The sequence below is a fragment of the Cohnella sp. genome (assembly GCF_041640265.1).
Classification (GTDB): Bacteria; Bacillota; Bacilli; order Paenibacillales; family Paenibacillaceae; genus Cohnella.
Window position 1 is genome coordinate 16,610 of record NZ_JBEQAP010000009.1, and the last position, 26,422, is coordinate 43,031.

25 protein-coding genes and 1 riboswitch are annotated in these 26,422 nt (G+C 46.5%); of the genes, 4 read left to right on the top strand and 21 right to left on the bottom strand.

All coding sequences use genetic code 11. From position 1 onward, the window contains the following. Positions 1-67: 67 nt before the first annotated feature. The 4 genes from ACESLK_RS09185 to ytxC all read right to left on the bottom strand — a co-directional run bounded on the left by ACESLK_RS09185 (position 68) and on the right by ytxC (position 4,142). Positions 68-208 (bottom strand): hypothetical protein, encoded by a 141-nt coding sequence (locus tag ACESLK_RS09185; protein WP_373229040.1) that lies wholly within the window; start codon positions 206-208, stop codon positions 68-70. Positions 209-254: 46 nt separating this feature from the next. After that, positions 255-776 (bottom strand): RNA polymerase sigma factor, encoded by a 522-nt coding sequence (locus ACESLK_RS09190; protein WP_373229041.1) that lies wholly within the window; start codon positions 774-776, stop codon positions 255-257. 175 nt (positions 777-951) lie between these two features. Then, positions 952-2,892 carry a threonine--tRNA ligase gene (gene thrS / locus ACESLK_RS09195; protein ID WP_373229043.1) on the bottom strand — a complete coding sequence of 647 codons (1,941 nt, stop codon included), beginning with the start codon at positions 2,890-2,892 and terminating at the stop codon, positions 952-954. Between the two features lie 374 nt (positions 2,893-3,266). Then, a complete protein-coding gene (ytxC, locus tag ACESLK_RS09200; protein WP_373229219.1) occupies positions 3,267-4,142 on the bottom strand; it encodes a sporulation protein YtxC in 876 nt (291 codons plus the stop codon). Between the two features lie 225 nt (positions 4,143-4,367). Here ytxC and ACESLK_RS09205 point away from each other — a divergent pair, with 225 nt between their 5' ends. Continuing rightward, the gene (locus ACESLK_RS09205) at positions 4,368-5,360 is read left to right on the top strand and encodes a GGDEF domain-containing protein (protein ID WP_373229044.1); all 993 of its coding nucleotides are present in this window, start codon (positions 4,368-4,370) and stop codon (positions 5,358-5,360) included. Between the two features lie 76 nt (positions 5,361-5,436). On the opposite strand, the gene mqnC is transcribed toward ACESLK_RS09205, so the two are convergent. From mqnC to metA, 5 genes are all read right to left on the bottom strand, one after another. Further along, complete coding sequence (mqnC, locus tag ACESLK_RS09210) at positions 5,437-6,573, bottom strand: cyclic dehypoxanthinyl futalosine synthase (protein ID WP_373229046.1); 1,137 nt, start codon at positions 6,571-6,573, stop codon at positions 5,437-5,439. A gap of 81 nt (positions 6,574-6,654) precedes the next feature. Beyond that, positions 6,655-8,028, bottom strand: coding sequence for an EAL domain-containing protein (locus ACESLK_RS09215; protein ID WP_373229047.1), 1,374 nt, complete (start codon positions 8,026-8,028; stop codon positions 6,655-6,657). Positions 8,029-8,052: 24 nt separating this feature from the next. Next, positions 8,053-9,252, bottom strand: a complete 1,200-nt coding sequence (locus ACESLK_RS09220; protein WP_373229049.1) for a MalY/PatB family protein — start codon at positions 9,250-9,252, stop codon at positions 8,053-8,055. An 18-nt stretch (positions 9,253-9,270) separates the two neighbouring features. Then, positions 9,271-10,428: a PLP-dependent transferase gene (locus tag ACESLK_RS09225; protein WP_373229050.1), complete on the bottom strand. Its 1,158-nt coding sequence runs from the start codon at positions 10,426-10,428 to the stop codon at positions 9,271-9,273. Between the two features lie 16 nt (positions 10,429-10,444). Further along, entirely contained in the window at positions 10,445-11,377 is a 933-nt protein-coding gene (gene metA / locus ACESLK_RS09230) for a homoserine O-acetyltransferase MetA (protein ID WP_373229052.1), read from the bottom strand. A gap of 87 nt (positions 11,378-11,464) precedes the next feature. Further along, positions 11,465-11,579: riboswitch (SAM riboswitch) on the bottom strand. Between the two features lie 352 nt (positions 11,580-11,931). Here metA and corA point away from each other — a divergent pair. Then, positions 11,932-12,867, top strand: coding sequence for a magnesium/cobalt transporter CorA (gene corA / locus ACESLK_RS09235; protein ID WP_373229054.1), 936 nt, complete (start codon positions 11,932-11,934; stop codon positions 12,865-12,867). Between the two features lie 64 nt (positions 12,868-12,931). Here corA and ACESLK_RS09240 read toward each other — a convergent pair whose 3' ends face one another. Then, a complete protein-coding gene (locus ACESLK_RS09240) occupies positions 12,932-14,317 on the bottom strand; it encodes an MATE family efflux transporter (protein WP_373229056.1) in 1,386 nt (461 codons plus the stop codon). A gap of 113 nt (positions 14,318-14,430) precedes the next feature. Continuing rightward, the gene (locus ACESLK_RS09245; RefSeq protein WP_373229058.1) at positions 14,431-15,621 is read right to left on the bottom strand and encodes an HRDC domain-containing protein; all 1,191 of its coding nucleotides are present in this window, start codon (positions 15,619-15,621) and stop codon (positions 14,431-14,433) included. 48 nt (positions 15,622-15,669) lie between these two features. Between ACESLK_RS09245 and ACESLK_RS09250 the strand changes: the two genes are divergently transcribed. Continuing rightward, a complete protein-coding gene (locus ACESLK_RS09250) occupies positions 15,670-15,960 on the top strand; it encodes a DUF3055 domain-containing protein (protein WP_373229220.1) in 291 nt (96 codons plus the stop codon). Between the two features lie 396 nt (positions 15,961-16,356). Here ACESLK_RS09250 and uxaC read toward each other — a convergent pair whose 3' ends face one another. Beyond that, positions 16,357-17,763, bottom strand: coding sequence for a glucuronate isomerase (gene uxaC, locus ACESLK_RS09255; RefSeq protein WP_373229060.1), 1,407 nt, complete (start codon positions 17,761-17,763; stop codon positions 16,357-16,359). A 17-nt stretch (positions 17,764-17,780) separates the two neighbouring features. Beyond that, positions 17,781-19,073 (bottom strand): Gfo/Idh/MocA family protein, encoded by a 1,293-nt coding sequence (locus tag ACESLK_RS09260; RefSeq protein WP_373229062.1) that lies wholly within the window; start codon positions 19,071-19,073, stop codon positions 17,781-17,783. 141 nt (positions 19,074-19,214) lie between these two features. Here ACESLK_RS09260 and ACESLK_RS09265 point away from each other — a divergent pair, with 141 nt between their 5' ends. After that, on the top strand, positions 19,215-20,084 hold the full coding sequence (locus tag ACESLK_RS09265) for a helix-turn-helix domain-containing protein (RefSeq protein WP_373229063.1): 870 nt from the start codon (positions 19,215-19,217) through the stop codon (positions 20,082-20,084). Here the strand turns inward: ACESLK_RS09265 and ACESLK_RS09270 are convergent. The 8 genes from ACESLK_RS09270 to ACESLK_RS09305 all read right to left on the bottom strand — a co-directional run bounded on the left by ACESLK_RS09270 (position 20,081) and on the right by ACESLK_RS09305 (position 26,403). After that, entirely contained in the window at positions 20,081-20,962 is an 882-nt protein-coding gene (locus tag ACESLK_RS09270) for a 5'-3' exonuclease (protein WP_373229065.1), read from the bottom strand. The two genes, ACESLK_RS09265 and ACESLK_RS09270, sit on opposite strands and share 4 nt — an antisense overlap. Further along, the gene (locus tag ACESLK_RS09275) at positions 20,955-22,169 is read right to left on the bottom strand and encodes an aminotransferase class I/II-fold pyridoxal phosphate-dependent enzyme (protein WP_373229066.1); all 1,215 of its coding nucleotides are present in this window, start codon (positions 22,167-22,169) and stop codon (positions 20,955-20,957) included. The genes ACESLK_RS09270 and ACESLK_RS09275 overlap by 8 nt, the downstream gene beginning before the upstream one ends. Continuing rightward, a complete protein-coding gene (locus ACESLK_RS09280) occupies positions 22,166-22,534 on the bottom strand; it encodes an arsenate reductase family protein (protein ID WP_373229067.1) in 369 nt (122 codons plus the stop codon). The genes ACESLK_RS09275 and ACESLK_RS09280 overlap by 4 nt, the downstream gene beginning before the upstream one ends. Before the next feature lie 4 nt (positions 22,535-22,538). Further along, positions 22,539-23,549 (bottom strand): RluA family pseudouridine synthase, encoded by a 1,011-nt coding sequence (locus ACESLK_RS09285; RefSeq protein ID WP_373229068.1) that lies wholly within the window; start codon positions 23,547-23,549, stop codon positions 22,539-22,541. Between the two features lie 3 nt (positions 23,550-23,552). Beyond that, positions 23,553-24,131: a cob(I)yrinic acid a,c-diamide adenosyltransferase gene (locus tag ACESLK_RS09290; protein WP_373229070.1), complete on the bottom strand. Its 579-nt coding sequence runs from the start codon at positions 24,129-24,131 to the stop codon at positions 23,553-23,555. Further along, entirely contained in the window at positions 24,128-24,706 is a 579-nt protein-coding gene (locus tag ACESLK_RS09295) for a bifunctional adenosylcobinamide kinase/adenosylcobinamide-phosphate guanylyltransferase (RefSeq protein WP_373229072.1), read from the bottom strand. Before ACESLK_RS09295 ends, ACESLK_RS09290 begins: the two co-directional genes overlap by 4 nt. Before the next feature lie 108 nt (positions 24,707-24,814). Beyond that, positions 24,815-25,060 (bottom strand): Spo0E family sporulation regulatory protein-aspartic acid phosphatase, encoded by a 246-nt coding sequence (locus ACESLK_RS09300; RefSeq protein WP_373229074.1) that lies wholly within the window; start codon positions 25,058-25,060, stop codon positions 24,815-24,817. Between the two features lie 113 nt (positions 25,061-25,173). After that, entirely contained in the window at positions 25,174-26,403 is a 1,230-nt protein-coding gene (locus tag ACESLK_RS09305) for an aminotransferase class I/II-fold pyridoxal phosphate-dependent enzyme (protein WP_373229076.1), read from the bottom strand. Between the last annotated feature and the right edge of the window lie 19 nt (positions 26,404-26,422).

Sequence of the window (26,422 nt, forward strand, 5' to 3'; positions counted from 1 at the left end):
CTTTTTCTAACATTATATATGGTAAAATGACAAAAGAAAAGAGGATCACTGGGATCCTCTAATATAACTAGCGATTCGATTGGTTTGAATTTTTCTGTGCGATTTTGTTGGCAGCAGAATTATTCACATTGGATTCCGATGCAAACTCTGTTTGGAAGGCATTGTTTTGATTCTGGTTACCAAGCTTTTGTTTCTTGTTTTTAGCCACTGTGTACCTCACCTCCATTATATAGCATGGACAGCGAGGTTTTGGATTATGTATGCCGATCTCCGCTGTTAACTTGCGTTTTTAATCTCGCTTTTCCACGATGAATTCGTGCCTTTACGGTACCCACGGGCAGTTGTAGAGCTGCAGCGATCTCCGCATCCTTTAAGCCATAATAAAATTTATACAACAGCAGAGTTCTTGTAACCGGGTCCAGTTGCCCTAATAGATCAGACAGCTCCATCATTGATTCAGGTTCTATTACAGATCCAATTCCAACAAGCTCGAGTTCTTGGTGGTCATCAATTCGCTCATGTCTCCTTACACGATTTGCGTTAGATGCTAGATTGGCTGCAATAGCCTTCGCCCACGGAATAAGCTTCTCTTTGTGTCTTAATGTGGACTGCTTCTCCAGTATACGTACCCATGCTTCTTGTACAACATCACCTGCATCGTTCTTATGCCAAAGCTTATGGCGAACAACTTTAAGCATTTGAGTATAAAGCTCACAAAGTACTTCATCTTCAGCCCGGAAAACTTCCGGGAAACCAGATTCGCGGTGGATATCCATGGATCCGATCTCTCCTAAAAATGCTTATTTGAAGTAATCTCATTCTAGCATAACCGCGAGGAAAAGAGAATAATTTCCATTAAATAGGAAAATTACGACAATACTTTAAAAGGGAAGGGCTGCCCCTCAAGTTTACACTAGTGGACAGCCCCTATAGCAAATCGATGATTCCGCCTTAATCAATTCGCTTATTCACGATCTCTCCTGTAATCCGAGCAATAAACTCCTCAACAGGCTCGGCGCCTAGATCCCCTTCGCCACGCCGTCTAACGGACACCGTACCGTTCAATGACTCATTCTCGCCCATGACAAGCATATATGGAATTTTCTCAAGCTGCGCTTCACGGATTTTGTAGCCGAGCTTTTCATTCCGCATATCTGATTCCACACGAACACCTGCACGTTGGAGCTTCTCTGCAACTTCATTTACATAAGCTTCAAAAGCAGGATTTACCGGTATAAGCTTAGCTTGAACAGGAGACAACCAGATCGGCAGAGCACCTGCGAAGTTCTCGAGCAAGAAAGCCGTCATGCGCTCCATTGTGCTGATGATCCCGCGGTGGATTACGACAGGCCGATGCTTCTTGCCATCATCCCCAACATATTCGAGCTGAAACCTTTCTGGCAGCAGAACATCGATTTGGGCTGTGGATAATGTCTCTTCTTTTCCCAAAGCGGTTTTGATCTGAACGTCAAGTTTTGGACCATAGAATGCGGCCTCTCCCTCTGCCTCGAAGTACTCTAGCTTGAGCTCCTCAGCTACTTCGCGCAGCATCCTTTGGGAGGTTTCCCACATTTCATCGTCAGGCCAGTATTTCTCTGTATCGTTAGGGTCCCGATAAGAAAGTCGGAAACGGTATTCTTTGATGCCGAAGTCTTCATAAACCTGGCGAATCAAGTTAACGACTCTTGTGAATTCTTCCTTGATCTGATCCATTCTGCAGAAAATATGAGCATCGTTTAGGGTCATGGCCCGTACGCGGTGAAGTCCTGTTAGAGCACCTGACATTTCATAACGATGCATCGTACCGAGTTCAGCAATACGAACTGGCAGATCTCGATAGCTGCGCATTTCGCTTTTGTATACCATCATATGATGCGGACAATTCATTGGGCGCAGAACCAGCTCTTCATTATCCAATGCCATCTTAGGGAACATGTCTTCTTGGTAATGTTCCCAGTGACCGGAGGTTTTATATAATTCAACATTGGCCAGCACTGGAGTGTATACATGGGAATAACCAAGTCTTTCCTCCAGATCAACGATATAGCGCTCTAAGGTTTGGCGAACCTTAGCACCATACGGCAGCCATAGCGGCAACCCTTGACCAACCTCTTTGGAGAAAGTGAACATTTTCAGCTCACGGCCAAGCTTTCTGTGATCCCGCTTTTTCGCTTCCTCTAGGAAGTGAAGGTGCTCATCTAATTGAGCTTTCTTCGCGAATGCTGTTCCATAAATTCGTTGCAGCATCTTGTTCTTGCTATCACCACGCCAATAAGCACCAGCCACGCTCAGCAGCTTAAACGATTTAATTTTTCCTGTAGATGGAAGGTGGGGGCCGCGGCAAAGATCAAAGAACTCACCCTGATCATATATCGTAATGGCTACGCCGTCCGGCAAATCCCGAATAAGCTCCAGCTTCAGAGGATCTCCCGCCTCTTCAAAAATACGCAGCGCTTCTTCCCGGCTAACTTCCCTTCTAACGATTGAAAGATCTTCTTTAACGATCTTCTCCATTTCTTTCTCGATAATAACTAAATCTTCAGGTGTTATAGACTGCTCCATGTCGATGTCATAATAGAAGCCATCTTCGATGACAGGACCGATGCCAAGCTTCACCCCGTCTCCGCCATATATACGTTTAATGGCTTGTGCCATAAGATGAGCTGTACTGTGGCGCATCACTTCCAACCCGTCAGCATTGTCCAAAGTAATAATTTCCAATGAAACATCCGATACGATAGCCGTATTTATATCCACTACTTTACCGTCAACCTTGCCGGCAACAGCGACTTTCTTAAGTCCTGGACTGATTGAGAAAGCTATGTCTTCGATAGTAACATTCGCATCGTACGTTCTAACTGCACCATCCGGCAATTTCACATGAACAGACATTCCAACAACCTCCTTAAGTTTTTTTTGACACAAAAAAACACCTCGTCCCGAAAGGGACGGGTGCTCTGAATGCGGCCCGTGGTTCCACCCTCCTTCAACCGGTCATTAAAGCACCAGTTCTCAGGCATGAATAACGGTCATGACCCGGCAAAGCATACTAACGCAGTCGTCTCGGCAATAGATAACGAAAAACGTATTCAGCTCGGCAGCTCAAAAGGGGTAAATGCTAATCGGTATCGGAAGGAACTTACAGCCTTGGTTCCTCTCTCTGTGCCGTCCAGCTTTAGCATCGCTGTCTTTCTCATCGCTTTAAAATGTGGATTGATATCGCACATTATACCTGTCTTTCGCTCATTCAGTCAAGAGACACATTATCATTGACTGGGTAAATCGGGATATAGAGCAGCACGCTCCCCAAAAATACCGATAATTGTACGGATTACTTGAGATTCCGGTTCCGGAGTGTGAATGAATAGCTGACGAGGACAGGCCGCAAGCAATCGACTGACTACCCGGCTTTCCTCCTGTTCCTCTATTTTAGCCTGAGTAGACCCTTGCTCAGCACCATCTAATTCCACTATCTCCTGCTCGAGAGGACGCATCTCTTCATCCAATAAACGAAACGAATGGCCTCCGGAATGTAAAACATGAACGGCAGACGTTCTTATCTCCTGCCACTCCACCATTGATTTAAGCAAGGTCATGAACTCTTGATATTGACGCTCCATTAACCTCTCCTCAATTGCTGTTTCCGCAGCTTCCTGAACCTCGATTCGGTATTCGCTTAACCGGAAACGAAAAAACCCATCCAAATGTAAACGTTCATGATCCTCCAGATATAAGGAGAAACGCGATGTCAGTTTTTGCAACCGTCGCTCTCTGCCACGCCCCATCCAGCTTTCGCCAATGTCTGGCTCACCATCCAGCAAGGATACCGCTTCTGCGATAAGCGAATCCGTCTCCATTGTGTCCTTAAGCCCGTAACGAATTTGGAATAAATGCCGGAGCAATGAAGGCTCCTGGTCTGATAGTGTATATTCAGCAAGAACTCGACCCACTCTGTCACAATAGATTTTTTTGTCCTGAGGCCCAGGTCCAAGAGGAAATTGACAGCGGATAAACCCATCCTCTCTCGATAATTCCCACTGAACGCTATCTACTGGGTTCTCAGTTCCCAACAGCGTACGATTCAACATACCGGCCAATCGCTCCAGCGAAGGATCCTGCTTGGATTCTACAACGAATTCCACCTTCTTCAAATCCTCACCTCCATACTCCAAGCTTGATACTTACTATATGGTAGCCCAAAAAGGGATATACGATAGCTTATTGAATATGGTATATTTTATAAAGTTTGATTGAGAAAGGAAGTCACTATGTCTTTACCTTCATTGGAATTTAACCAACAACGTTGGAATCGCCTGCTCCTTCAGAGTTTTTGGCTTATATTGGTCTTATCCATTATTATAGAATGCATGTTCTTAACCATTACTGAGTTACCGATGAACGATTTCGTTATTTCCTATATATTAAGGCCAACCATCATTATGGCATTTGTTATTTTATTAGCCGAAAGCGGCGTGCGTTGGTTGCCTAAGCAACATGATTATGTACTCATTTCCTCTTCAACTTTGATTGTCATAACGATAGTTGCCATTCACTCCTCATTGGAGTATCTCCTATTCTTTCTGTTTTTCCCCATTATGATCAGCATCTTTTATTTCCAATATAAAAAGCTTTTGTATTCTTTCCTAAATACAGGAATCGCATTGTTTGCCCTTTATACATATGACTCAGACCTTTATGACAACGTATCTATTATTAGCCTGCTTACATTGATTAGTGTTCTGCTGATTTATAGCTGCATTGCATTCGGCATATTGGCACGCGGCAGAGAGATCCTTATACATTTGCGCACATCATATGAATCGAATCAGGAGCTCCTGGTTCGTACCATTCTGATGGACAAGTTAGCTAAGACAGACGCATTAACGGATACTTATAATCACATGGCGTATCATGAATTCAAGGATAATTTAGTGGAGCAAGCTGAGAACGGCCGAATGGCACTTCACTTAGCCGTGTTGGACATCGATAATTTCAAATCGGTTAACGATACTTACGGCCATCGTGCTGGAGATGCGGTTCTGCGAAAGGTTGCGGAACTTACTCGTTCAAAGACGGGGAGCAACGATATTGTCGCACGATACGGCGGGGAAGAATTCGCTCTGTTGTTTACTGAAAAAAGCTATCAGGAAGTTTACGATCTTGTAGAGGATATCCGCAAGACGATCGCCTCCACAACGCATGAAGCCTTACAAGGGCTGAACGTAACGGTAAGTATCGGACTTAATCAATACATCCCGGGTATGGGCAAAGAGGCCTTCTTCCAAGGCGCTGATGCCGCATTGTACGAAGCTAAACATTCCGGTAAAAATCGTACGGCTCTGGCCAAATCTATAAACTAAAAGCACACCGATTAATCGCTCGCATCAATAAAAGCTACCCCTTAGACATCATTGGGGTAGCTTTTATAAGTTTCGCTTAATTCTGCATCACGTAATCCTTCGTTACCGTATCGTTCTCATGGTATACCCTTATCGTCTGATACTTCGTATTGCGCTGTGCAGGGATTTTACCCGCTTCTCGAATCAATTTAAGGATAAGTTCAATATTTACTTTATGTGTTGTTCCCGCAGCCGATACTACGTTCTCTTCAATCATCGTACTGCCGAAGTCATTACATCCGTAAGACAGAGAAAGCTTGCCGACCTCTGGCCCCATTGTAACCCATGAAGATTGGAAATTCGGTATGTTGTCTAGCGTAATACGTCCGATCGCTAAGGTTTTCAGGTACTCTTCAGGTGTCGCTTTAACACGCTTCATGTTCGTATTGTCCGGCTGGAACGTCCACGGAATAAACGCCAGGAATCCAGGAGAAGGATACGCGTTGTTTATACATTCATCCTGCGCATCTCGGACCCGAAGCATATGCAGGGCTCTTTCCTCCATCGATTCACCAAATCCAATAACCATCGTAGCCGTCGTATTCATACCCGCTTTATGCGCTGTTGTCATAACGTCCATCCAATCGCGCCAAGTGCCCTTTAGCTTGCTAATTTTCTTTCGCGTCCGATCATCCAATATTTCTGCTCCGCCGCCAGGCAATGAATCAAGTCCAGCTTCATAAAGCTGACGAACGACATCCTCCAGAGGGATATTCCCTGCAACAACCTGCATTTTACGAATTTCTGCGGGAGAGAAGGAATGCATTGTGATTTCAGGAAATCTTTGTTTAATTCCCCGCAGCAAGTCTAAATAATAGCTGAAAGGTAAATCTGGGTTTGTTCCACCTTGCATAAGAATCTCAGTTCCGCCAACATCTATCGTTTCCTTGATCTTCTGGAAAATGACTTCGTCTGGGAGAACATAACCTTCACTTGAGCCTGGTGCGCGGTAAAAGGCACAAAACCGGCAATAAACATCACACACATTCGTATAATTAACGTTACGTCCTACTACGAACGTTGTAATCGGATCGGGATGTTTCCTAAGCATGATTTGATTAGCTGTATCGCCCATTTTCTCGATTTCATCGCTCTCGAATAAGGTAACGATATCTTCCAGCTGCAGTCGTTTCCCTTGCAGTGCTCCTTGTAAAATCTGGTCCACTTGATTCATCTACGGACCCTCCTAATTACGGGACTATAATTCATTAGTATCGCTTATCCCATCCTAACACAAAAACACCGCGATCGTCACCTAATAGGCAACTAGACCGCGGCGATTCTGGATCCGTACTTTCGTTTCTTGGAACATCTGTCTTTCGTGTTCATGAAGAAGAACATTAGGTCTTGCGAAATAAAATCCCTGTCCCATCTCCACATCAAGTCGGAACAGTACATCAGCCTCTTCTTCTCTCTCGACGCCTTCCGCGATCACAACGCACTTCATCTCTCTCGCCGCTGTAACAATTGCCCGCAGCAAGGTTTCCTTGATAGCGATTTGATCCACATGCTGGATGACCGAGCGGTCGATCTTAATAAGCTCTGGAACCAGCTCCCCAATCCATTGCAGACTGGAGTAGCCTGAACCCGTATCATCCACAGCAAACCGAAAACCATGCCCGCGATAATTTCTAAGGATTTCTATCATAGCGCCTATATTAGATATTTGGTGACGCTCTGTAATTTCGAAATAGATCTGCTGAGGACAAAGCGGCGGATGCCGCTCTAAGCACTGTAGAACATGCGATAAAAATAGCGGGTGAGTTAGAGTTACGGCGGTGACGTTCAGGAACACAGGCTCTTTAACTTTTCTTGAGGCGATTTCTTCTAAAGCACGTTTAACAACAAGGAATTCTAAGCGGCTTAACATCCCGGACTGCGATGCAAATTGAAAGAGCTCATCCGGCAAATGCAGTACACTGTCCTCCGGGCCTCTGGTCAGAATTTCCCAACCATATACATCGCCGCTTGTCAGGTTCATGATGGGCTGTGCTAGAACGGTTATAGAGCCTTTATCCAATAGAGTCTCCAGCTGGCTGCGCAAAGCTTCCATATTCGGTGTAATGACTCCCGTTGCCATGGCTAACGCGGATTGATAGCCTTCCGTCAGCAATTTCTCCACATTATAGTCATCCATAGATGTTTGAACGGACACACACGCGGATAACACTTTTAGACAAGTTCTCCACTCTGGCATACTGCCAGCTAAACCTATTTCTAAATCCGTACGGATACTCTCCAACCTTTGCTTGAGTTCTCCGGGAATCATAGCCCCTTTTTCTTTCGCATACTGTCCATCAATCAAAAGCACGAAATCCATCTTCGCAAATTGATCTATAGCGATAATCCGCTGATCTCCAAGCACATTAACCGTGCTCATACGCAGATGTCTTCGGCTGCATTCCTCCAATTCCTTCCACACTTCATCCGGAACCTCTTGCTCAAGATTGGCGAAGTCCAAACGAAAAAGGGTTAAATATATATCCCCGCCCTGTCTCATCCGTTTGTTTAACAAAGATGTTATAGGCCGTCGAAAGGTGAAATCCGGAGGGAAATATTTCAAAGAACGATCAGGTAAGACAAGTTTCAATGCCAAAAAGAACCGATCGATCAACGTTTGGATATTCACGAGATTCCATCTTCCTTTTCTTGGCTAAGCTTCATTCATTGTAGCATGACTATCTCGTAGATGAACAGCAGAACTGAATTTCTCCAATGCTTCAACCAACAGGGAGCGCGAACACGCAATATTTACCCGCAAATATCCGGCACCTTGTTTCCCGAAAACTGAACCTTCACTAAAGGCAACTCCTGCTTTCTCAAACATAAGCTGCTTCAGAACTCGGGGGTTGCTCGAGATGTTCGTGCAATCCATCCACACTAAATAGGTGCCTTCCGGCTTAATAACCTTCACCTGCGGGAGATGCGTCTGAACAAAATCCATTAGAACGTTTAGATTGCCCTCCAGGTAATCAAGCAGTTGGTCCAGCCATTCATCACCGTGAGTATAGCTGCTCTCTATCGCCGTCAACCCGAAGAAGCTTTCCATATGAATGGATAGTGTTTTCAGCAATGTATTATACTTATACCGCAATTGTTCATTCGGAATAATGATCGAGGCAGCTTGCAAGCCAGCGAGATTAAAGGTTTTGCTAGGTGCGATACAGGTTATCGAGTTGTTAGAGAAGGATTCAGACAGCGAAGCGAAAGGCACATGCTTATAACCAGAGAAAACAAGGTCATGATGGATTTCATCCACCACTACAAGCACATTGTATTTCAAGCAAATTTCGCCGATTCGCTGGAGTTCTTCTTTCTTCCATACACGTCCACCCGGATTATGAGGTGAACAGAGGAGCAGCATTTTGGCGCCAGCCTGTGCTTGTTTTTCAAGCAATTCAAAGTCGATCGTATAATAACCGTCCTTGAGGATAAGGGGATTGTCTATTACGACCCGCCCGTTCATCTTAATCACGTCATAGAAAGGATAATAAACAGGCGATTGCAGAATAATGCCATCGCCCGGCTCCGTATAAGCCAGAACCATTAAGCTTAGTGCCGGAACAATACCTGGACTGGAGCTAATCCAATCCTGGGGGATGCTCCACCCATGACGTCTGGACAGCCATCCCGTAATGGCATCATAATAAGCTTGGGTTCGAATCGTATAGCCGTATATCCCCTGTTCAGCCCTTCGGGTAATAGCATCTACAACCTCCTTAGGTGCTTCAAAGTCCATATCCGCAACCCACAAAGGCAATATATCCTCGCGACCGAATAATTTCTCTGATTGATCCCATTTATAAGATGCTTTGTTCGTTCGATCGACCCGCTTATCGAAATCATACCTCATAAGTGAATTCTCCTCCGATCAATCGCTTATTTCCCGTTCTGCTGCCGCGATTGCTTGTGCTAGATCATTCTTAATGTCGTCGATATGCTCAATTCCAACAGAGAATCGCAGCAGCCTGTCGTCAACCCCAATTGCACGGCGGATCTCCTCAGGAATATCGGCATGGGTTTGGACTGCTGGGTAAGTCATCAAGGATTCTACGCCCCCTAAGCTCTCCGCGAAGGCGATTAGCCGGATATGGCGCAGGATCGGCTCAATCATCCTAGCATCCTTCATCTTAAAGGAAAAGATACCCGTATTGCCGGACGACTGCGAGCTTTGAATCTCATGTCCCGGATGATGCGGCAACGCTGGGTAATATACCTCTTCAATTGAAGGGTGCGTTTTCAACCATTGCGCAAGCTGTGTAGCATTATATTGGTGACGCTCCATACGCAGCGCTAAAGTTTTCATTCCACGCATCAGAAGCCAGGAATCCTGAGGTCCCAGAACAGCGCCGATCGAGTTATGCAAAAAAGCGATTTCAGCAGACAGCTCATTGCCCTTTGTCACGATTAATCCTGCAAGAACATCGTTATGCCCGCCTAAGTATTTGGTCGCACTGTGAATAATGATATCCGCTCCAAGCTCAATTGGCCGTTGGAAGAACGGTGTAAGAAGCGTGTTGTCCACAATGGTAAGAAGCCCTTTCGACTTCGCCCAGGCAGATACCTTCGCCAAGTCAGTTATCATCATAAGCGGATTTGTCGGCGTCTCAATAAGTACCGCTTTGGTGCTCTCAGTCCTGTGGGATTCTAATGCGTCCAGATCGTTCGTGTCCACATAGGAAGCTGTGATACCGAAGCGTGACATAATTTTTTCTAACAATCGATACGTACCCCCGTAGAGATCAAGAGAAACCAGTAGATGATCCCCTTGGCGGAATAGGGAGAAGATGATTTGCAGGGCGGCCATGCCCGAGCTGCAAGCAAAACCTGCATCGCCGCTCTCTAGATCCGCTGCAGCTGCTTCAAGTACTGCTCTTGTGGGACTTTTTGTTCGTGCGTAATCAAATCCTGTGCTCTGGCCCAATCGCGGATGCCGGAACGCTGTCGATTGATACACAGGAAAACTAACTGCTCCGGTTTGAGGATCATTCTGAGACCCGATCTGGGCCAAACGGCTTTCAATGTTCATTTTCTCAATTGCCTCCCTATCGCAACGAGTACTCGTTTGCTTTGCCAAGCTCAAATGGTGTTGCTTGATACACATAGTAGTTCAACCAATTAGAGAACAACAAATTTGCGTGCGCTCGCCAAGTGGAAACCGGGAATCTTGATGGATCATTATTCGGATAATAGTTCTTTGGCACATCGATCCGCAGACCCTTCGCTTTATCTCGGTCATATTCCCACTTAAGTGATTGCGGATCGTATTCGGAATGCCCGGTAACAAAAATCTGTTTGCCATCGGAAGAAGCAGCAATGTAAACGCCGGATTCCTCGGATTCGGATAAAATGTCCAGCTCGCCGACGTTTTCAATATCTTTCCCTAACACTTCTGTATGTCGGGATTGAGGGACGTAAAACATTTCATCGAATCCCCTAAGCAGCTTCGTGTTCGGCTTGGATATTCCATGGGGAAAAACACCGAACATTTTCTCCTTTAGCGAATATTTCGGTACACCGTAATGATGATACAAGCCTGCTTGTGCTCCCCAACAGATATGCATCGTCGAGGTTACGTTGCTAACCGTCCAGTCCATGATTTCCTTTAATTCCTCCCAGTAGGTTACTTCCTCAAATGGGAGATGCTCAACTGGGGCGCCCGTAATGATGAAACCGTCATATTTCTGATCCTTAATATCATCGAATGTTTTATAGAAGCTTTCCAGATGCTCAGCGGAAGTGTTTTTGGACAAATGTGTTTTCGGATGGAGCAGGACGGCCTCTAATTGTAAGGGCGTGTTCCCGATTAGACGAAGCAGCTGTGTTTCCGTTGTTTCTTTCGTTGGCATTAAGTTTAAGATCGCAATACGAAGCGGTCGAATATCCTGATGATAAGCGACGCTTTCATCCATTACGAAGATGTTCTCTCCTGCAAGTACTTCCTTTGCTGGTAAATGGTCAGGCACTTTAATCGGCATGTTGACTCCTCCTCTGTCGCAACAAATTAGGCAAATAAAAAACGACCCAAATGAGATAGGGTCGTGTAATAGATCGTACGCGCGCCCCTCTCATCTGTCAGAAACGCATAACGTTTCCGCAAGATTTAGCACCGTGCGTCTAATGACTACGTCGGTTGCCGGGCTTCATAGGGCTAGTCCCTCCGCCTGCTCTTGATAAGATGGCAAAAACTATTTGGTTGTGGGTTAAACTAATCTTAATGTACTCTAAATTTCAGGGTCAGTCAAGGTGCAGGTTATCGACTTGTTATTGACCTATTTTCTCCTTGAAAGGTACGGAGGTGAGGATTATACTTAACACGTTAACAGCCTTATCGGCATCCTGACTATTCGACAATAAGGGGGAATCCGGACATGGAAGGCGATACACCCAGGCCCAACGGCTATCGCAATTATACAGCAGGATCGTTTTCCGCAATGGGTATTCATTCTTCGTCCGGATTCTTCGGATAAGATTTCTCATTCAAGAGCGCATCCTGCATGAACCTGATCGGACATGCAAAGGAGCGAATCCCATGAAAATTAGATTGGTAAATAATGGTGTCTTTACGCCAATTGAGAATATCCACGACACTCTCAAACCACCATCGAACGGCTTTTATTGGATTGATGCCGACGTCGATGATCTTATCGTGCTTCAGCCTCTTTTCGGTCTCCATGATTTAGCCGTGGAAGATTGCTTAACAGAAGAAGAGCAGCGTCCGAAGCTAGAAATTTACGAAGATCAGTACTTTCTTGTTATTAACAGCATTCGCTTCGATGACGAGGAAATCTTTCTTCGTGCATTAAACATATTTCTTGGCCGCCATTATTTGATAACTGTTACACGACAGAAAATCAACGAGCTTCGAAGCGTCAAGCCCGTTCTGTGGGAGCAAGAGGTTAACACTGCAGACCGTTTCCTCTATCACCTTGTCGATATCGTTGTCGATAACTATTTCACTGTCGGTGATCGTATCGAAGCACGTATTGAGAGCCTCGAGGAAGATATCCTCATGCATACGAAGAAAACGCATCTCACCGAAATAATAGGATTACGAAGCGAAATTCTTTGGCTTAAAAAAGCTCTAGGTCCACAGCGCGAGCTTATTGCGACCTTGAACAAGAAGGATTTACGCCTCATTGATAATGATCTGCAGAAGTATTTCGGAGATATTCATGAGAACGCCGTTAAAGTTTATGAAACGTTCGAAACTTACCGCGATCTAATGGGCAACTTAAGAGAGGCTTATCAGTCCAGTCTAGCGAATCGCGCGAATGAAATCATGCGAGTATTTACTGCACTTACGACAATCTTCATGCCATTGACATTCATCACTGGCATTTATGGGATGAACTTCGATTATATTCCCGGTATGCACTATGATATTGGATCGGTTGTGTTACTCGCGTTAATGACATTTATTGGGTTTGGGATGTTTTACTTTTTCCGAAGGAAAGATTGGCTGTAACACGATGACTTCGGCGGAATAGCGACCTCACAGGGCGTTATTCCCCGCCCTGCTAGGCAAATGGCTAGAGTGTAGTATTAGCCGCTTTGACCTTACGAAGCTCAGTCGAATGGCTAAAGTCAATAGCGAAAATGCCAACTTTGCGGTGGCGTCTCCACCGCAGCCACATAATAACCCCTCGCACATACTCATCCATGATCATACCCGCATAAACACCGTAAAGCCCCCATTCCAAAGAAAGACCCAATGCATAGGTAAGCCCTACTGATAACACCCACATACTGGGTATGCTTACAAGCATAGAAAAGCGGCCATCGCCGATCGCATTAATGGATTGACCAAGCGCCATATTCAACATTTTCCCTGGCTGAAGGATCAAGTTCAACCAGAGCAGCGTTACCGCCATATCTATGATCCAAGGGTCTCCAGTGAAATAGGTTAGGATCTGTTCGCGGAAAAGGAGCATTAACCCTGTATTAACGCTGACCAAAATCATACCGATTCCCATGGCCTTATAACAGGTGTAGTACGCGTCCTTGTAATTGCCAGAACCGAACAAGTACGATATTCGAATCTGAGCAGCCAACGCAAGCGACCAACCCACCATAAAGGCGAATGATTCCATCGTATTCATGTAAGTTCTCGCGGCTAACTCTTGAGCACCCATTACTCCTACAAGACTCATAATTGCAAGCTGGGAAATATTATACGAACCTCCGCTTACGCTCATCGGCCAACCGATGCGGAAGATTTCCTTAAACAGCTTGAGATCGAAACGGAAAAACTCAGCCCAGGCGATCTTGGAGCCATAAGCATGCCGGAATAGTCTAAATAACAAGATGATTGCAAGAAAACGGCAGATTACTGTTGACAGAGCAACGCCAAACAACCCCCACTTTGGAAATCCCAGCAACCCGAATATGAATAATGCATTCAAGATCACATGTGCGATGTTCATTCCAAACGCTATGTACATAGGTGAGCGGGTATCCCCCGTATTACGGACGCATGTGCTTAGAGCTATATTTAATGCCGTCAGTACCATGCCCCCGCCGACAATGCTCATATACGTTCCGGCGAGCGCCCTAATTTCAACAGGTACTTGCAGCACCGCGGCAAACCAGTTCGCACCGAGAAATAGTCCAATACTAACGACAAGCCCTATCCCGCCCGTTATGACGATTGCCATCGTCGCGAGTGTGCGTGCATCCTGCTGCTTGCCCGCTCCGAGCCTTTGAGCAATAAGTATACCCGCGCCACTTGCAACTAACATAAATACAATCATAACCGCATTAAAAAATTGGTTTGAGAATCCCACAACGGCGACCGCATCATCGGATATCCGGCTCACCATCAGAGTATCCGTCGTGCCAATTGCAAATTGCAGGAACATCTCTATCATTACGGGCCACGACAACGCCCATAAAGTCATGTTCTTCTCTGCTTTCATACTCTTCCTCCTGCTAGTCATCCCTGTAACACTTCCTGCATGATACCATGGCACTACAGCAGGAGGAAGGCGTATGAATCCCTATAATAGCACCTGTCGACTCAAATCCAGTCTTATACTGCCGCTTTGCTCACTCGGCGGAATCGTATCCGCATCATTCGCAGTTTCTCATACTGTCTCTCCACTTCTTGATCATTGTTATTAGAATCCCCATATACTTTTCGGAGCAATGGCTTTAAGTAACGGTCACCTAGTTGAGCAATTGCCGCCTCGATCTGTAAGGATTCCTCCGAAGACAGCTCTTGCAGCTCCTTATCCACCACCGGAAGCACGTCGTATCCTTCTTCATCGAGTCGTTCGATTCTCTCAAGGAGCTTACGCCTTGGACAATTCAGCTCATCTTCTAATTGTTCGAGCGTTCGTCCTTCACGGATACCGTGCAATAAAGACCGCTTTTCTTGGACAACTCCCAAAGCTTTACCGTATTTCTCCTGCTTCACTTGGAATATCCAGGAGGAAAGCTGCTCCTCATTCACTGCCGAAGAAACCCATGCATCTAACGGAAAGGTATGGTTTCTATCTACGCCCTTCAACATTTCGATAAGATCCTTACCGTATTTCTCTATTTTAATTTTCCCGAAGCCCGGAATTTGCTCCAGCTCTGCCAACGTCTGCGGAACATATACTGCAAGCATCTGAAGCTCCCGATTAGTCGCGATTAAGTACGCCGACTTCTTCTCTTCCAGTGACTTGGCTCTTCTCCAAATCCGTAAGCTTGTCGCAGCCTCCTCTGCATCCTGCATATCTGCATAACATTGCAGCAATAGCTGCGGCCCTGCTCGGCGCTCCCAGAATGGCGTTTCCTCCAGCATGCCGTCAATGAGCGGTCGAAAGCCCTCTCTCATCTTGCCTGCGACTCCATGGCGGAATGCAGCCAGCAGCTCCTCCCAGCTCATTCCTTCATACCAAACCTCTTCTATCGAGGACATTTCTGCTTCCTGCTTGATCAATCGCCATCCTGTGCTCCAAACTCCTTGCAGCTCCCCGATAAACACCTGTGCCCGTTCTTCTACTTGCCCGGCAATCCGTTCAAACTGATTCAAAAACACAACCTGCATCCTAAATCCTCCCAAGGCCGCTTCTGCGGCGTTATTATGGAACTGTTCCAGCAAGCAGATCCGGGCAAGGAACGCAAAAAAAGCACCCCCCGCCAGACGGCGAATGAGGTGCTTCCTCTCTCCTGCAAACATGAACAGCTTCAGGTTACCAAATTTATCAAGGTTAGGCAAGATCCTTCTATTCATTTATAATGGAGATAGCAGCAACATCAAGGAGGACTATTACCGATGAATATGAAGGATTTTGACTTCTTATCCGACTCAACCGAACAAACGACGACCCGCTTCGTGACTTTCGTAACACCGGGTCTAAAGCGCTTCGATCTTGCGATATTGTCAACTAACCGATTTTACGGGAAGAAGCTCGTAACCGATATGATGTTCGGGCGAAGCGCTGTTCTCGGGCCCGATGACCTAGAAGCAGAAGGTGTTCTTGAATCAGTATTCAAAATCAATGAGGAAGAAGCAGCCGAGCTTGCCCAATTCCTTACGCTTGTACTCGGTGCCGTTAACTTCACTGATTAGCAGCAGATTAAGTTTGGACTCTAAAATGAAATGAGCTGGTGAGGTGTCTCTAGATTCAGAAACTGTACCTACATCTCTGAATTGTGCTGCTTTAGCGCCTCTAGGTTCAGATTCTGTACCTACAGCTCTGAATTGTGTGTTTGAGCGCCTCTAGGTTCAGAATTGAGGCTGTCGATTAACAGTTCATAACTTCGGAAATCTGCGGGAGACCACAAAATGTGATGTGAGCCCGGATTCTGTAAATGTATGCGAAAAATCATATACATCTCTGCATGTGTAAATTCACGTTAAAACTATCCACAATTAATCGACAGCCTCGAATCTGTCCCTACAGCTCTGAATTGTGCTGCTTGAGCGTCTAAGGTTAAACCCGTATGTTTATGCTTTCTTATTTTTTTAGAATTCAAAGTAATTTTTAGCGTTAAAATATGAAATATTTTCCACCATCCCGCCTAACAGCTGGAGATCGTATGGAGCTTCGCCCCGCTCGACCCATTCCCCTAGCATATTGCATAGAATTCTGCGGAAGTATTCGTGTCTCGGATAGGATAGGAAGCTGCGGGAATCCGTGAGCATCCCCACAAAACGGCTAAGCAATCCCATATTCGCCAGAACGTTCATCTGGTGGAGCATGCCATCCTTCGTATCGTTGAACCACCAAGCGGAGCCAAGCTGGATTTTCCCCGGCACCTCTCCGTCCTGAAAGCTCCCCATGACAGTCCCGAGTACGTCATAGTCCTTCGGATTCAACGAGTAGAGAATCGTCTTAGGCAGAGTGCCTGCAGCCTCAATCGCATCTAGAAGCTTCATAAGCGGATTGGCAAGCTGGCCGTCGTGGATGGAATCATATCCCGTATCTGGACCGAGCACCTTAAACATGCGACTATTGTTATTGCGAGAGGCGTGAATGTGCAGCTGCATCGTCCAACCCAGCCTCGTGTACTGCTTGCCTAGATGAATCAAAGTATAGGTTTTGTGTTTCTGCTCTTCCTCCAAGCTGAGCGTTTCCCCATTTAGTGCCTTGGCGAAAATGGCGGATACCTCCTGCAAGTCGGCTTCCGCATAATATACCTGGTCAAGTGCATGATCGGACACCTTACAACCGACCTTCGCGAAATAATCAATTCGGCCGTCCAGAGCCGTTAGGAATTGTTCATAGCTGTTAATCTGCGAGCCTGCAGCTTCTTCCAGTTTCTTCAACCATGGACTGAACGTCGGTCTGCGAATTTCCAAACCTTTATCCGGCCTGAAGGAAGGCAGTACCAAGCAATCAAAATCCTCGAGACCTTTAATACCCACATGATATTCTAATCTATCTGCAGGATCATCAGTCGTGCAAATAACGCGAACCTGCTGCTCCTTAATCAAATGCCTAACGGAGAAGCTCTCGGATTGAAGAATGGCATTCGCCTTTTCCCATATCACTGGCGCGTTCGCTTCGTTAATTATCTCTTCGATACCGAAATATCTCCGCAGCTCTAAGTGCGACCAATGATAAAGAGGATTTCCCAATGTCATAGGCACCGTCTTTACCCATGCCATGAATCGGTCATAATCGGTTACTCCAGGCCCGCCTGTAACAAGGGCTTCTGGTATGCCATTTGCACGCATTGCCCGCCATTTGTAATGATCTCCATAAAGCCAGATTTCTGCTAAATTACTAAAGCGCTTGTCTTCGTAGATCTCTTGAGGGCTTAGGTGGCAGTGATAATCGATAATCGGCTGACGCGAGGCATAGTCATGATATAAACGTTCCGACACTTCATTCTGCAGCAAAAAGTTATCATCCAAAAATGACTTCATTGAATTCCCCAGCTCCCTTAGTGAAATTTCACCAGATCATCGACACGAACAGCTTGACCCGTCCGGATAGAACGATTCGCGGCAATGCCTGTCAGTATCGACCGAGCCCCATCGATATGATTCGCTGCGCGGTTATAGCGATCTTCCTTCGGCGTACCGAAAATATCATTAAGCAGTACAGGATCACCTCCGCCATGTCCGCCTATTCCTTCTTCTACCATGACTTCATAGGGGGCAGCGAACATCGGAAACACTGTGATGGTCTTACCCTTCAAAGCGCCCTCCTGAGACTTCTCCCCGCCGGAGTTGACGTACGATTGCTCTACCACCGTCATTTCAATACGGCCCTTCGTTCCGTTGAAAGCAATCCGATAGCCCTCCCAAGGTAAATAGGCATTTAGGGAATAAGTCATAATCGCGTTATTCTTGTATTTTACCATGACTCCCATCGTGTCTTCGATATTGATCCCATCACCGAATACGCTTTGGTCACGCCGATAGCCGTCCTCATGCTCAGCATCCAGGTATAACCCCTTCAGATTCTCGTTCTTATCCATATGCAACGCGAAATGATCATCCTCCGCATTGGGATTTCCCGTTGCCCGATCATAGAACTTCGTCACTCCCCGCTGCTCCGCGTTTTCTTTGCCATAGAACAGCAAGTCTCCGAAGGCAAAAACGGTATCCGGCTCCGATCCGATCCAGAAGTTAACAAGGTCGAAGTGATGCGTCGATTTATGGACTAGCAGACCTCCGCTGTTTCTCTTGTCCCGATGCCATCTACGGAAATAATCCGCACCATGCTGAGTATTCAGAAGCCACTCAAAGTGAACGGAGGTGATCTTGCCGATTGTGCCATCCTCGATAAGCTCGCGAGCTTTTGTATGGTGAGGCGCATACCGGTAGTTAAAGGTCACTCGAACATTGCGTCCGGTCCGCTTTACGGCATCCAGGATATCCTGGCATTTGCTCTCGTCTACCGTCATTGGCTTTTCCGTAATGACATCGCAGCCTTGCTCCAGAGCACGGATAATGTAAGTATGATGGGTGCGATCTACGCTCGTAACGATTACAGCATCCGGCTTCTGCTGCTTGATCATCTCTTCGAATTGCTCAGCTTTATAAGTATGAACCTCGTGATAGCCATATTTGTTTACCAGACGTCGATTAGAAAAATTCATGCGGGTCTGATTCGTATCGCAGAACGCTAGAAGCTCAGATGTTTCCTGATATGACGTAGCGATAGCTGAATAAAAAAACTCAGCTCTTCCACCGGAACCGACAAGTACATACTTTTTTTTCGAACTCATGTCACTCACCCTTTGCTTTTAATAGATAGGATATATCCCTAACTTAACGCAAATGAGTATTTATTTCTCCTTTTTTCCTGCTAAAGTTGCTCTAAACCCCGCTTATTTTGCTATAATAAACAATATATCGGAGGAGATATTATGGAAATCCCAGATTTCATGAAGCTAGGCTCGTATTCCGCCCCCTTCTATATTGAATACGTGAAACGAGCCTCTCCATATAACATGCAGAGCAATCACTTCCACCCCTACTATGAAGTTTATCTCCTCTTATCCGGCAAAAGGGTTTACTTCATTAAGGACTCCACGTATTCTGTTGAGGCTGGCGACCTAGTATTCATCAATAAACACGAGGTTCATAAGACGCTGAATGCAGGTGAGTCCGGGCATGAGAGAATCGTCATTCATTTCGACGATCGTTTTATTAGTGATGTTTTTAAGCAGCATGCCTCACTATTACTTAGTCCCTTCGATCATCAAAGTCCCATTGTCCGATTGCCCCCTGATAACCGGGAGCAGCTTAATAGCTTAATCAAGAGGATGCTGAGGGAGCTTCGCGACAAACCTGCAGGATACGAACTATTCTTCAGTCAAGCCATTACGGATCTATTGCTGATGTGCTCCCGCTATGTTGTATCCAGCATCCCGCCGGAGTCCGTCTACGTAACCCCTATACATCGGAAAATCTCTGAGGTCGTCCGTTACCTTAACGCGAATTTCGGGGAGTCTACTCAAATTCAACAGCTAGCTGCACGATTTTTCATCAGCCCTTATTACTTAAGCCGCATTTTCAAGGAAGTGACCGGTTTCACCTTGATTGATTACTTAAATTTAACGCGTGTTAAGGAAGCACAACGATTGCTAAGAGAAACAAGCTTGTCCGTCACCGCTATTGCGACTCGCGTAGGCTTCGATAACTTCTCCCACTTCGGTAAAATGTTTAAAAGAATAACCCGGACGTCGGCCCGGGATTATCGTAAAGAATATAGCGTTAAACGTGAGCTCTCTTAAGCCACAATAAACCGATTGACTTCCTTAATAAGACTGTTGAATTCAAGCTCCTCGAACATTGCGAATATCTTCGCTTGATCCGGCTGCCACAGACATTCATCAGGCATACAGGTTACAGGTGCGTCACAGCTAATCGTTGCCAGCTCGCGGCAAAGATGGAGCATTTCAAGGTCATTTTCGATTTTGACTTTCACACTTTTGGCTAGAAGCGGCAAGTTCTCGATGATTCCATCAATGGAGAGATATTCAATCAGCAGCTTCGTCGCTGTTTTCTCGCCGATACCGCGTACGCCTGGATAGTTATCCGATGTATCGCCGATTAGTCCTTTCAAATCTATAAATTGCATCGGAGTTAACTGCTTTTCCTCAAGCAGCTTTTCACTATCATAAACCGCATAATTGGAAGGTCCCTTTTTCATAATGATGACCTTAACCCGTTCATCAACGAGCTGAAGCATATCATGGTCGCCAGTCAGCACCAGAACGTCCATATGCGCGCTTAGCTGCCTGGATAATGTACCGATGCAATCATCCGCTTCGTAGCCAGGGAAGCTGATATTCGGTATATTAAAGCCGCTCACCACTTCTTTAACCAAATCAAATTGGGGGATTAGATCTATCGGCGCTTCAGGGCGATTCGCTTTGTAACCGACAAACTTCTCCGTGCGGAAGGTTTTGCTGCCCAAATCCCAGCAGCACACGATGTGTGTCGGGTTGAAGGTTTTGCAGGCGTCCAGCAAATACTTTACGAAGCCGTACACCGCGTTCGTTGGCAGGCCAGCTTTTGTTTTACGAATATATCCTCCATAGGAGTTTGCATAATATCCCCGGAATAGCAGAGCCATCCCGTCAACGAGCATTACTTTCTGTTCAGCCATTACTTATATCCTCCTTCTGATTCGCGGGTTGTGCGGTCTTAATAAAATCGCCTATGTGCTTAGCGGCTTCCAAGAGCCGATCTTCTTGTTCGACTAAAGCTAGTCTTACATAGCCTTCTCCACGCACCCCGAAGGCGTTCCCAGGAATAGATGCGACCCCCGTAGAAGCGAGCAGTCTCTGTGAGAACTCTCTCGACGACCAACCTTCGGGTACGGCTGCCCAGAGAAACATCGTCGCCTGAGGGGCAGGAACATTCCAGCCTGCTTCCCGCAACGCCTTAACGAATACATCTCTCCGACTCTCATATAGAACGGCAACAGGCTGAGGTGTATGCATATCCATCTCAAGAGCGGCAATTCCAGCCTCCTGAGTCCCTTGGAATACACCGAAGTCAATATTGTTCTTCAACGCACGTAAGGAGGATAGCACCTCTCTGTTACCAACAGCAAACCCAAGACGTGTCCCTGCTAGATAAAAGGATTTCGAGAGCGAATGAAATTCTATCGCTACATCACAAGCGCCAGGGATTTCCAGCACGCTTGGCGGCCGTATTCCATCGAAGGCCATCTCGCTGTATGCATTATCGTGTACGAGTAACACGCCATGACGACGAGCAGTATCAACCGCCCGTTCGAAGAACGCCAAATCTGCTGTAACAGATAACGGATTGCTCGGATAATTCAATATCATGAACTTCACTTTGTCCCACACAGCTTGCGGGATCGCCTCGAAGTCAGGCAAGTAGTTATTCTCGGCCAACAAGGGAAGCGGGATTGCCTCAACACCCGCTACTGCTAGTCCCGCTCCATAAACAGGGTATCCCGGGTCTGGCAGCAGCGCGGCATCTCCTGGATCACTGATTGCCAGCGGCAGATGCGCAAGGCCATCCTGTGTTCCCATAAGCGCCAGTATCTCACTTATTGGATCAAGCTCAACTTGGAAGCGATGATGGAACCACCTAGCAATCGCTTCTCTGAATGGAACCGTGCCTTCTGTTCCGGGGTAACGAAAAGAATCGGCCCGTAAGCTTGCTGCCGCCAGAGCAGAGCGTACCTGTTCAGCCGGAGGCTGATCCGGACTGCCAATATCCAAATGAAAGACAGTCAATCCTTTATTCTGAGCATCGCGCTTCCAAGCCGCCACTTCAGCGAAGATAGCGGAACCGAGCCGATCAAGTCTCTGCGAACGCAGATTTAAGCTCTTCATGAATTGTACCACATGCGGCTGAATTCCTCTGCCCGAAAACCGACGGATACTTGGCTGTCGCTAATCACAATCGGGCGTTTAATCAGCATTCCATGAGCAGAAAGCAGCTTGATTTTCTCATTATCTGACATAGCGGAAAGCTTATCCTTAAGCCCTAGCTCTCTATAGACCTCTCCGGAGACGTTAAACCATTTCGCGATCGGCAATCCACTCAGAGGTATTAGCTTGCTTAATTCTTCCGCAGAGGGCGGAGTAACCTTGATATCATGCAGCTCCAATTCATAGCCCTGTTCCTTTAACGCTTTATTCGAACTCCGACAGGTGCTGCATGTCGGGTAATGGTACACCTTAAGTACTTGTGCCACGTTATTAAACTCCTTCCGTCGCCATGGATATTAGCTGATGCTCTAGCTGCTTCATATCGGCAGGCAAAGCGGCTTCGAGCTTCATTGGCTCACCCGTAATCGGATGATTAAAGCCAAGTCTCGCGGCATGCAGCGCCTGTCGCTCCATAACCATGGAGAGCTTGCCAGCAAGCTCGCTTATACTCCACTTAGGATCCGTATAATAGCTGTCGCCGATGATCGGACAACCGATCGAGGTTAGATGCACCCGAATTTGGTGCGTTCTCCCCGTGCCGAGTCGGATATTCAGCGCACTTGCCTGACCCGCATAACTAGCAGTCACTTCATAGAAGGTTTGCGATGGAGCGCCGTCCTCTCGAACGACTCGACGATGAGGATCCTCTGTTTGCCTCCCGATAGGAGCATTAATCTCCCCGTCAAGCACTGGGGGACATCCATATACAAATGTCCGGTATTCCTTCAATACAGTGCCTTCCTGCATTTGGGCAGACAACTGTTGTTGTGCAAGAGGATGCTTGGCGATGATAACTAAGCCCGATGTATTCTCGTCCAAGCGATGTACCGGCCGGAAACGAATTCGCTCCCCGCGCTCTTGCCAATAATGCATAACGCCATTAGCAAGCGTATTCAGATAATGACCCGTTGTTGGATGTACGATCAGCCCTGCCGGTTTGTTCAATACAAGCAGATGGCCATCTTCAAATACAATGTCCAAATCCATCGGCTGAGGCAATATCGTCTCCGAAATCTCTGTCTCCATTCGCAGACTTATTACGTCACCCTCGGATACCTTATGATTCGACCATACCTTCTCGCCATTAACGGATAAACCTTCATCGGACATCTTCAGCCGGACCATAAGTCGCCTTGATATACCGATCCGTTTACGCAGTACATCCCTTAAACCTCTTCCTTCGTCGGAAGCATTCGCGATAAATTGAATCGGGGCATAGTATCCGGGATCTGAATTGAGATTAGTATTATTGCCTGGCTCTGTGTTGTCTTCGTTCATCATCGATCAAGACCTCCGCCGAAACACATGCGCGCCCCGTTCATATTCCACATCTAAAAGCTGAAGCCGGCTATTGGCCATCCGTGCAACCGTAAAGAAGAAATCGGAAAGACGGTTTAGATATTTACGAACCTCATCCGGACAAGGCTGTTCTGTCGCAAGTGTCACCACTCTTCGCTCCGCACGCCTGCACACGGTTCGACAAACGTGTAATATAGCTGCAGGCTCACTGCCCCCGGGCAAAATAAATCTTGTGATCGGAGGGGTTTGCGCCTCGTACAAATCGATCCAATCCTCCAAACGCTGTGTCATCTCATGTGTAACCTTCATTTTCGCAGGATCAGGTATCGCATAAGAAAGGTCGGAGCCGCAATCGAACAGCTCATGTTGAATAAGGGTTAAATGCTCTAGGAGATCATCCCAATTCGCTTTATCTTCCCGGGCCAATACAGATGCTGCTTGTCCAACAAAGCTATTTAATTCATCGATTGTTCCGTAAGCCTCTACTCGGACATCGTCCTTATTCACTCGACCGCCAATGACCGATGTTTTTCCTTCATCACCGGTTCGGGTATATATTTTCATGAATTACGCTCCCCCCGTTTCACTCGGTAACCTTTCACTTCCGTTGCCACCCCAGCCGTTAGACGGTACTGGCTGCTGCTTGCTTCCGATAAAATCCGATTTACTGCCGCTAGCTTGAAGGTATACCATTGCTCCCGTGAGTTCAGAAATAATCCGGCCGAAGTTTCCTCCGTTACAACGATGATTTTGCCTTGGAATGAGAGAATCGATGTAAGCACTTCCTGCCATAAAGCATCTATACGAGCTTCACCATCCACAATATCCAAAGCCGTATCCTGTATGATAAGACGCAACATTCCGGATAGACTGTCAACAACCAGAACCCGTCGATCTGCCCGGAAAACATTGGATTCCAAATTAATCGCATTTAGCTTATCAGCCAAAAACGCATCGGCGTCCGAATAAGTCCAGGTGAAATCCGCTCGGAGCTCACTGCCCTTAAGTGGATCCAAGATATTTAACGCAGGAAATGGAGGACAAAACAGCTTGATTCCCTCGCGACCAAGGGTAAAGGCTAATTCCTCGGCGAACGCCGACTTCCCGCAGCCGACTCCCCCGGTAACTAACCAAAGCATGTCCTGTCCCCTCCCCTTTTGTTGATTATCATTACTATAGCATAAACACATTTTTCTCCCAAAACAAAAAAAGAGGCCGGTGAATGGAATCATCACCGAACCTCGAACCTATTCTCGATTCAGAATAACCTGCTTCATATATTCGATAATCTTAATGTCCAACTGTCGGCTAAGCTCCATAACTCTATCAGCGGTAAAGGAATCTTCTTGAAGAAAGGTTTCTGTCATCGTTTTACGCAATGTGTCGATTTCTTCCGCTAAGTCCTGTGTCGCTCGGTTTGAATAATGAGACATTAGAGGAACAGCGGCATGCAAAGATGTTAAGTTCGTAGAATCATGTTCTGCCGAAGCCATGTAAATTCCCCCTTCTCATGACGTATAAAAAAACACTATCAGTGGGTTGAAAACCATGGTAATTATAGCAGAACATTATACGGATGAATATCTTTTTTGAAAAAAATGAATTTTTATCCTATTCTCCTAAGGAATAGGCTGATACGTTCCATTGCTTCCATTAATTGAGGAACGGATGTCGCATAGCAGCAGCGCAAGAAGCCTTCTCCACCTTTACCAAACACATGGCCGGGAACCGCGGCAACCTTCGCCTCTTGAAGCAATCTCTCCGCGAATTGCTCAGAGGTTAATCCGGTCGATTGAATAGAAGGGAATGCATAGAATGCACCTTGCGGCTCGTGGCATTCGAGTCCCATATCACGGAAGCCCTGCACAACAAGCCGACGTCTTTGGTTGTATGACTCCATCATGCGGTCTTTCTCTTCAAGCCCGCCCTTGGTCAGAGCCTCCAATGCTGCGATCTGCCCCATAATTGGCGCACACATGACAGTGTATTGATGGATCTTAAGCATTGCGCTAATCAGCTCAGGATGCCCGCAAGCATAACCCATACGCCAGCCTGTCATGGCAAAAGCTTTAGAGAAACCGCTGACGAGAATCGTGCGATCCTTCATCCCAGGTAATGAAGCGAAGCTCACATGCTTATCCTTGAAAGTCAGTTCTGCATAAATCTCATCGGAAATGACAATTAGATCATTCTCTTCTACAAGCTTGGCGATCGGCAGCATCTCTTCGTAAGTCATAATGGCACCGGTCGGATTGCTTGGGTAGCAAAGTACAAGCAGTTTGGATTTAGGCGTTATAGCTGCCTTGAGGCTTTCTGCCGTTAGCTTGAATTGATCTTCAGCAAAGGTCTCGATTCCCACTGCGATACCCCCGCTCAGGGAAGTGATAGGCGAGTAGGAAATGTAGCAAGGCTCAGGAACAAGAATCTCGTCACCCGGTTCAATCAAGGCACGAAGCGCGAGATCGATGCCCTCGCTTCCTCCGACTGTAACGATCATTTCCTTAGCTGGATCATAGGTCAAATGGAATTGATTATATAAATATTGTCCAATGGCTTCACGCAGCTCTGGCATCCCCGCGTTGGAAGTGTACTGTGTCTTGCCTTTCTCCAGCGCATATACCGCAGCATCCCTAACCCGCCAAGGGGTTACGAAATCAGGCTCGCCGACACCAAGAGTAATGATATCTTTATCTTTGTTGGCACTGACCAAGTCAAAGAAGCGCCGAATTCCCGATGGAGGGATCGCGCGCGCGTTCGCGGCTAGGTAGTGTTGCATTCCGCCGCTTTGTGGCCGATCCACTTTGTGAATTCGCGGCTTTTCCTCATCTTTTATCATGGCTCATTCATCCTTTGCT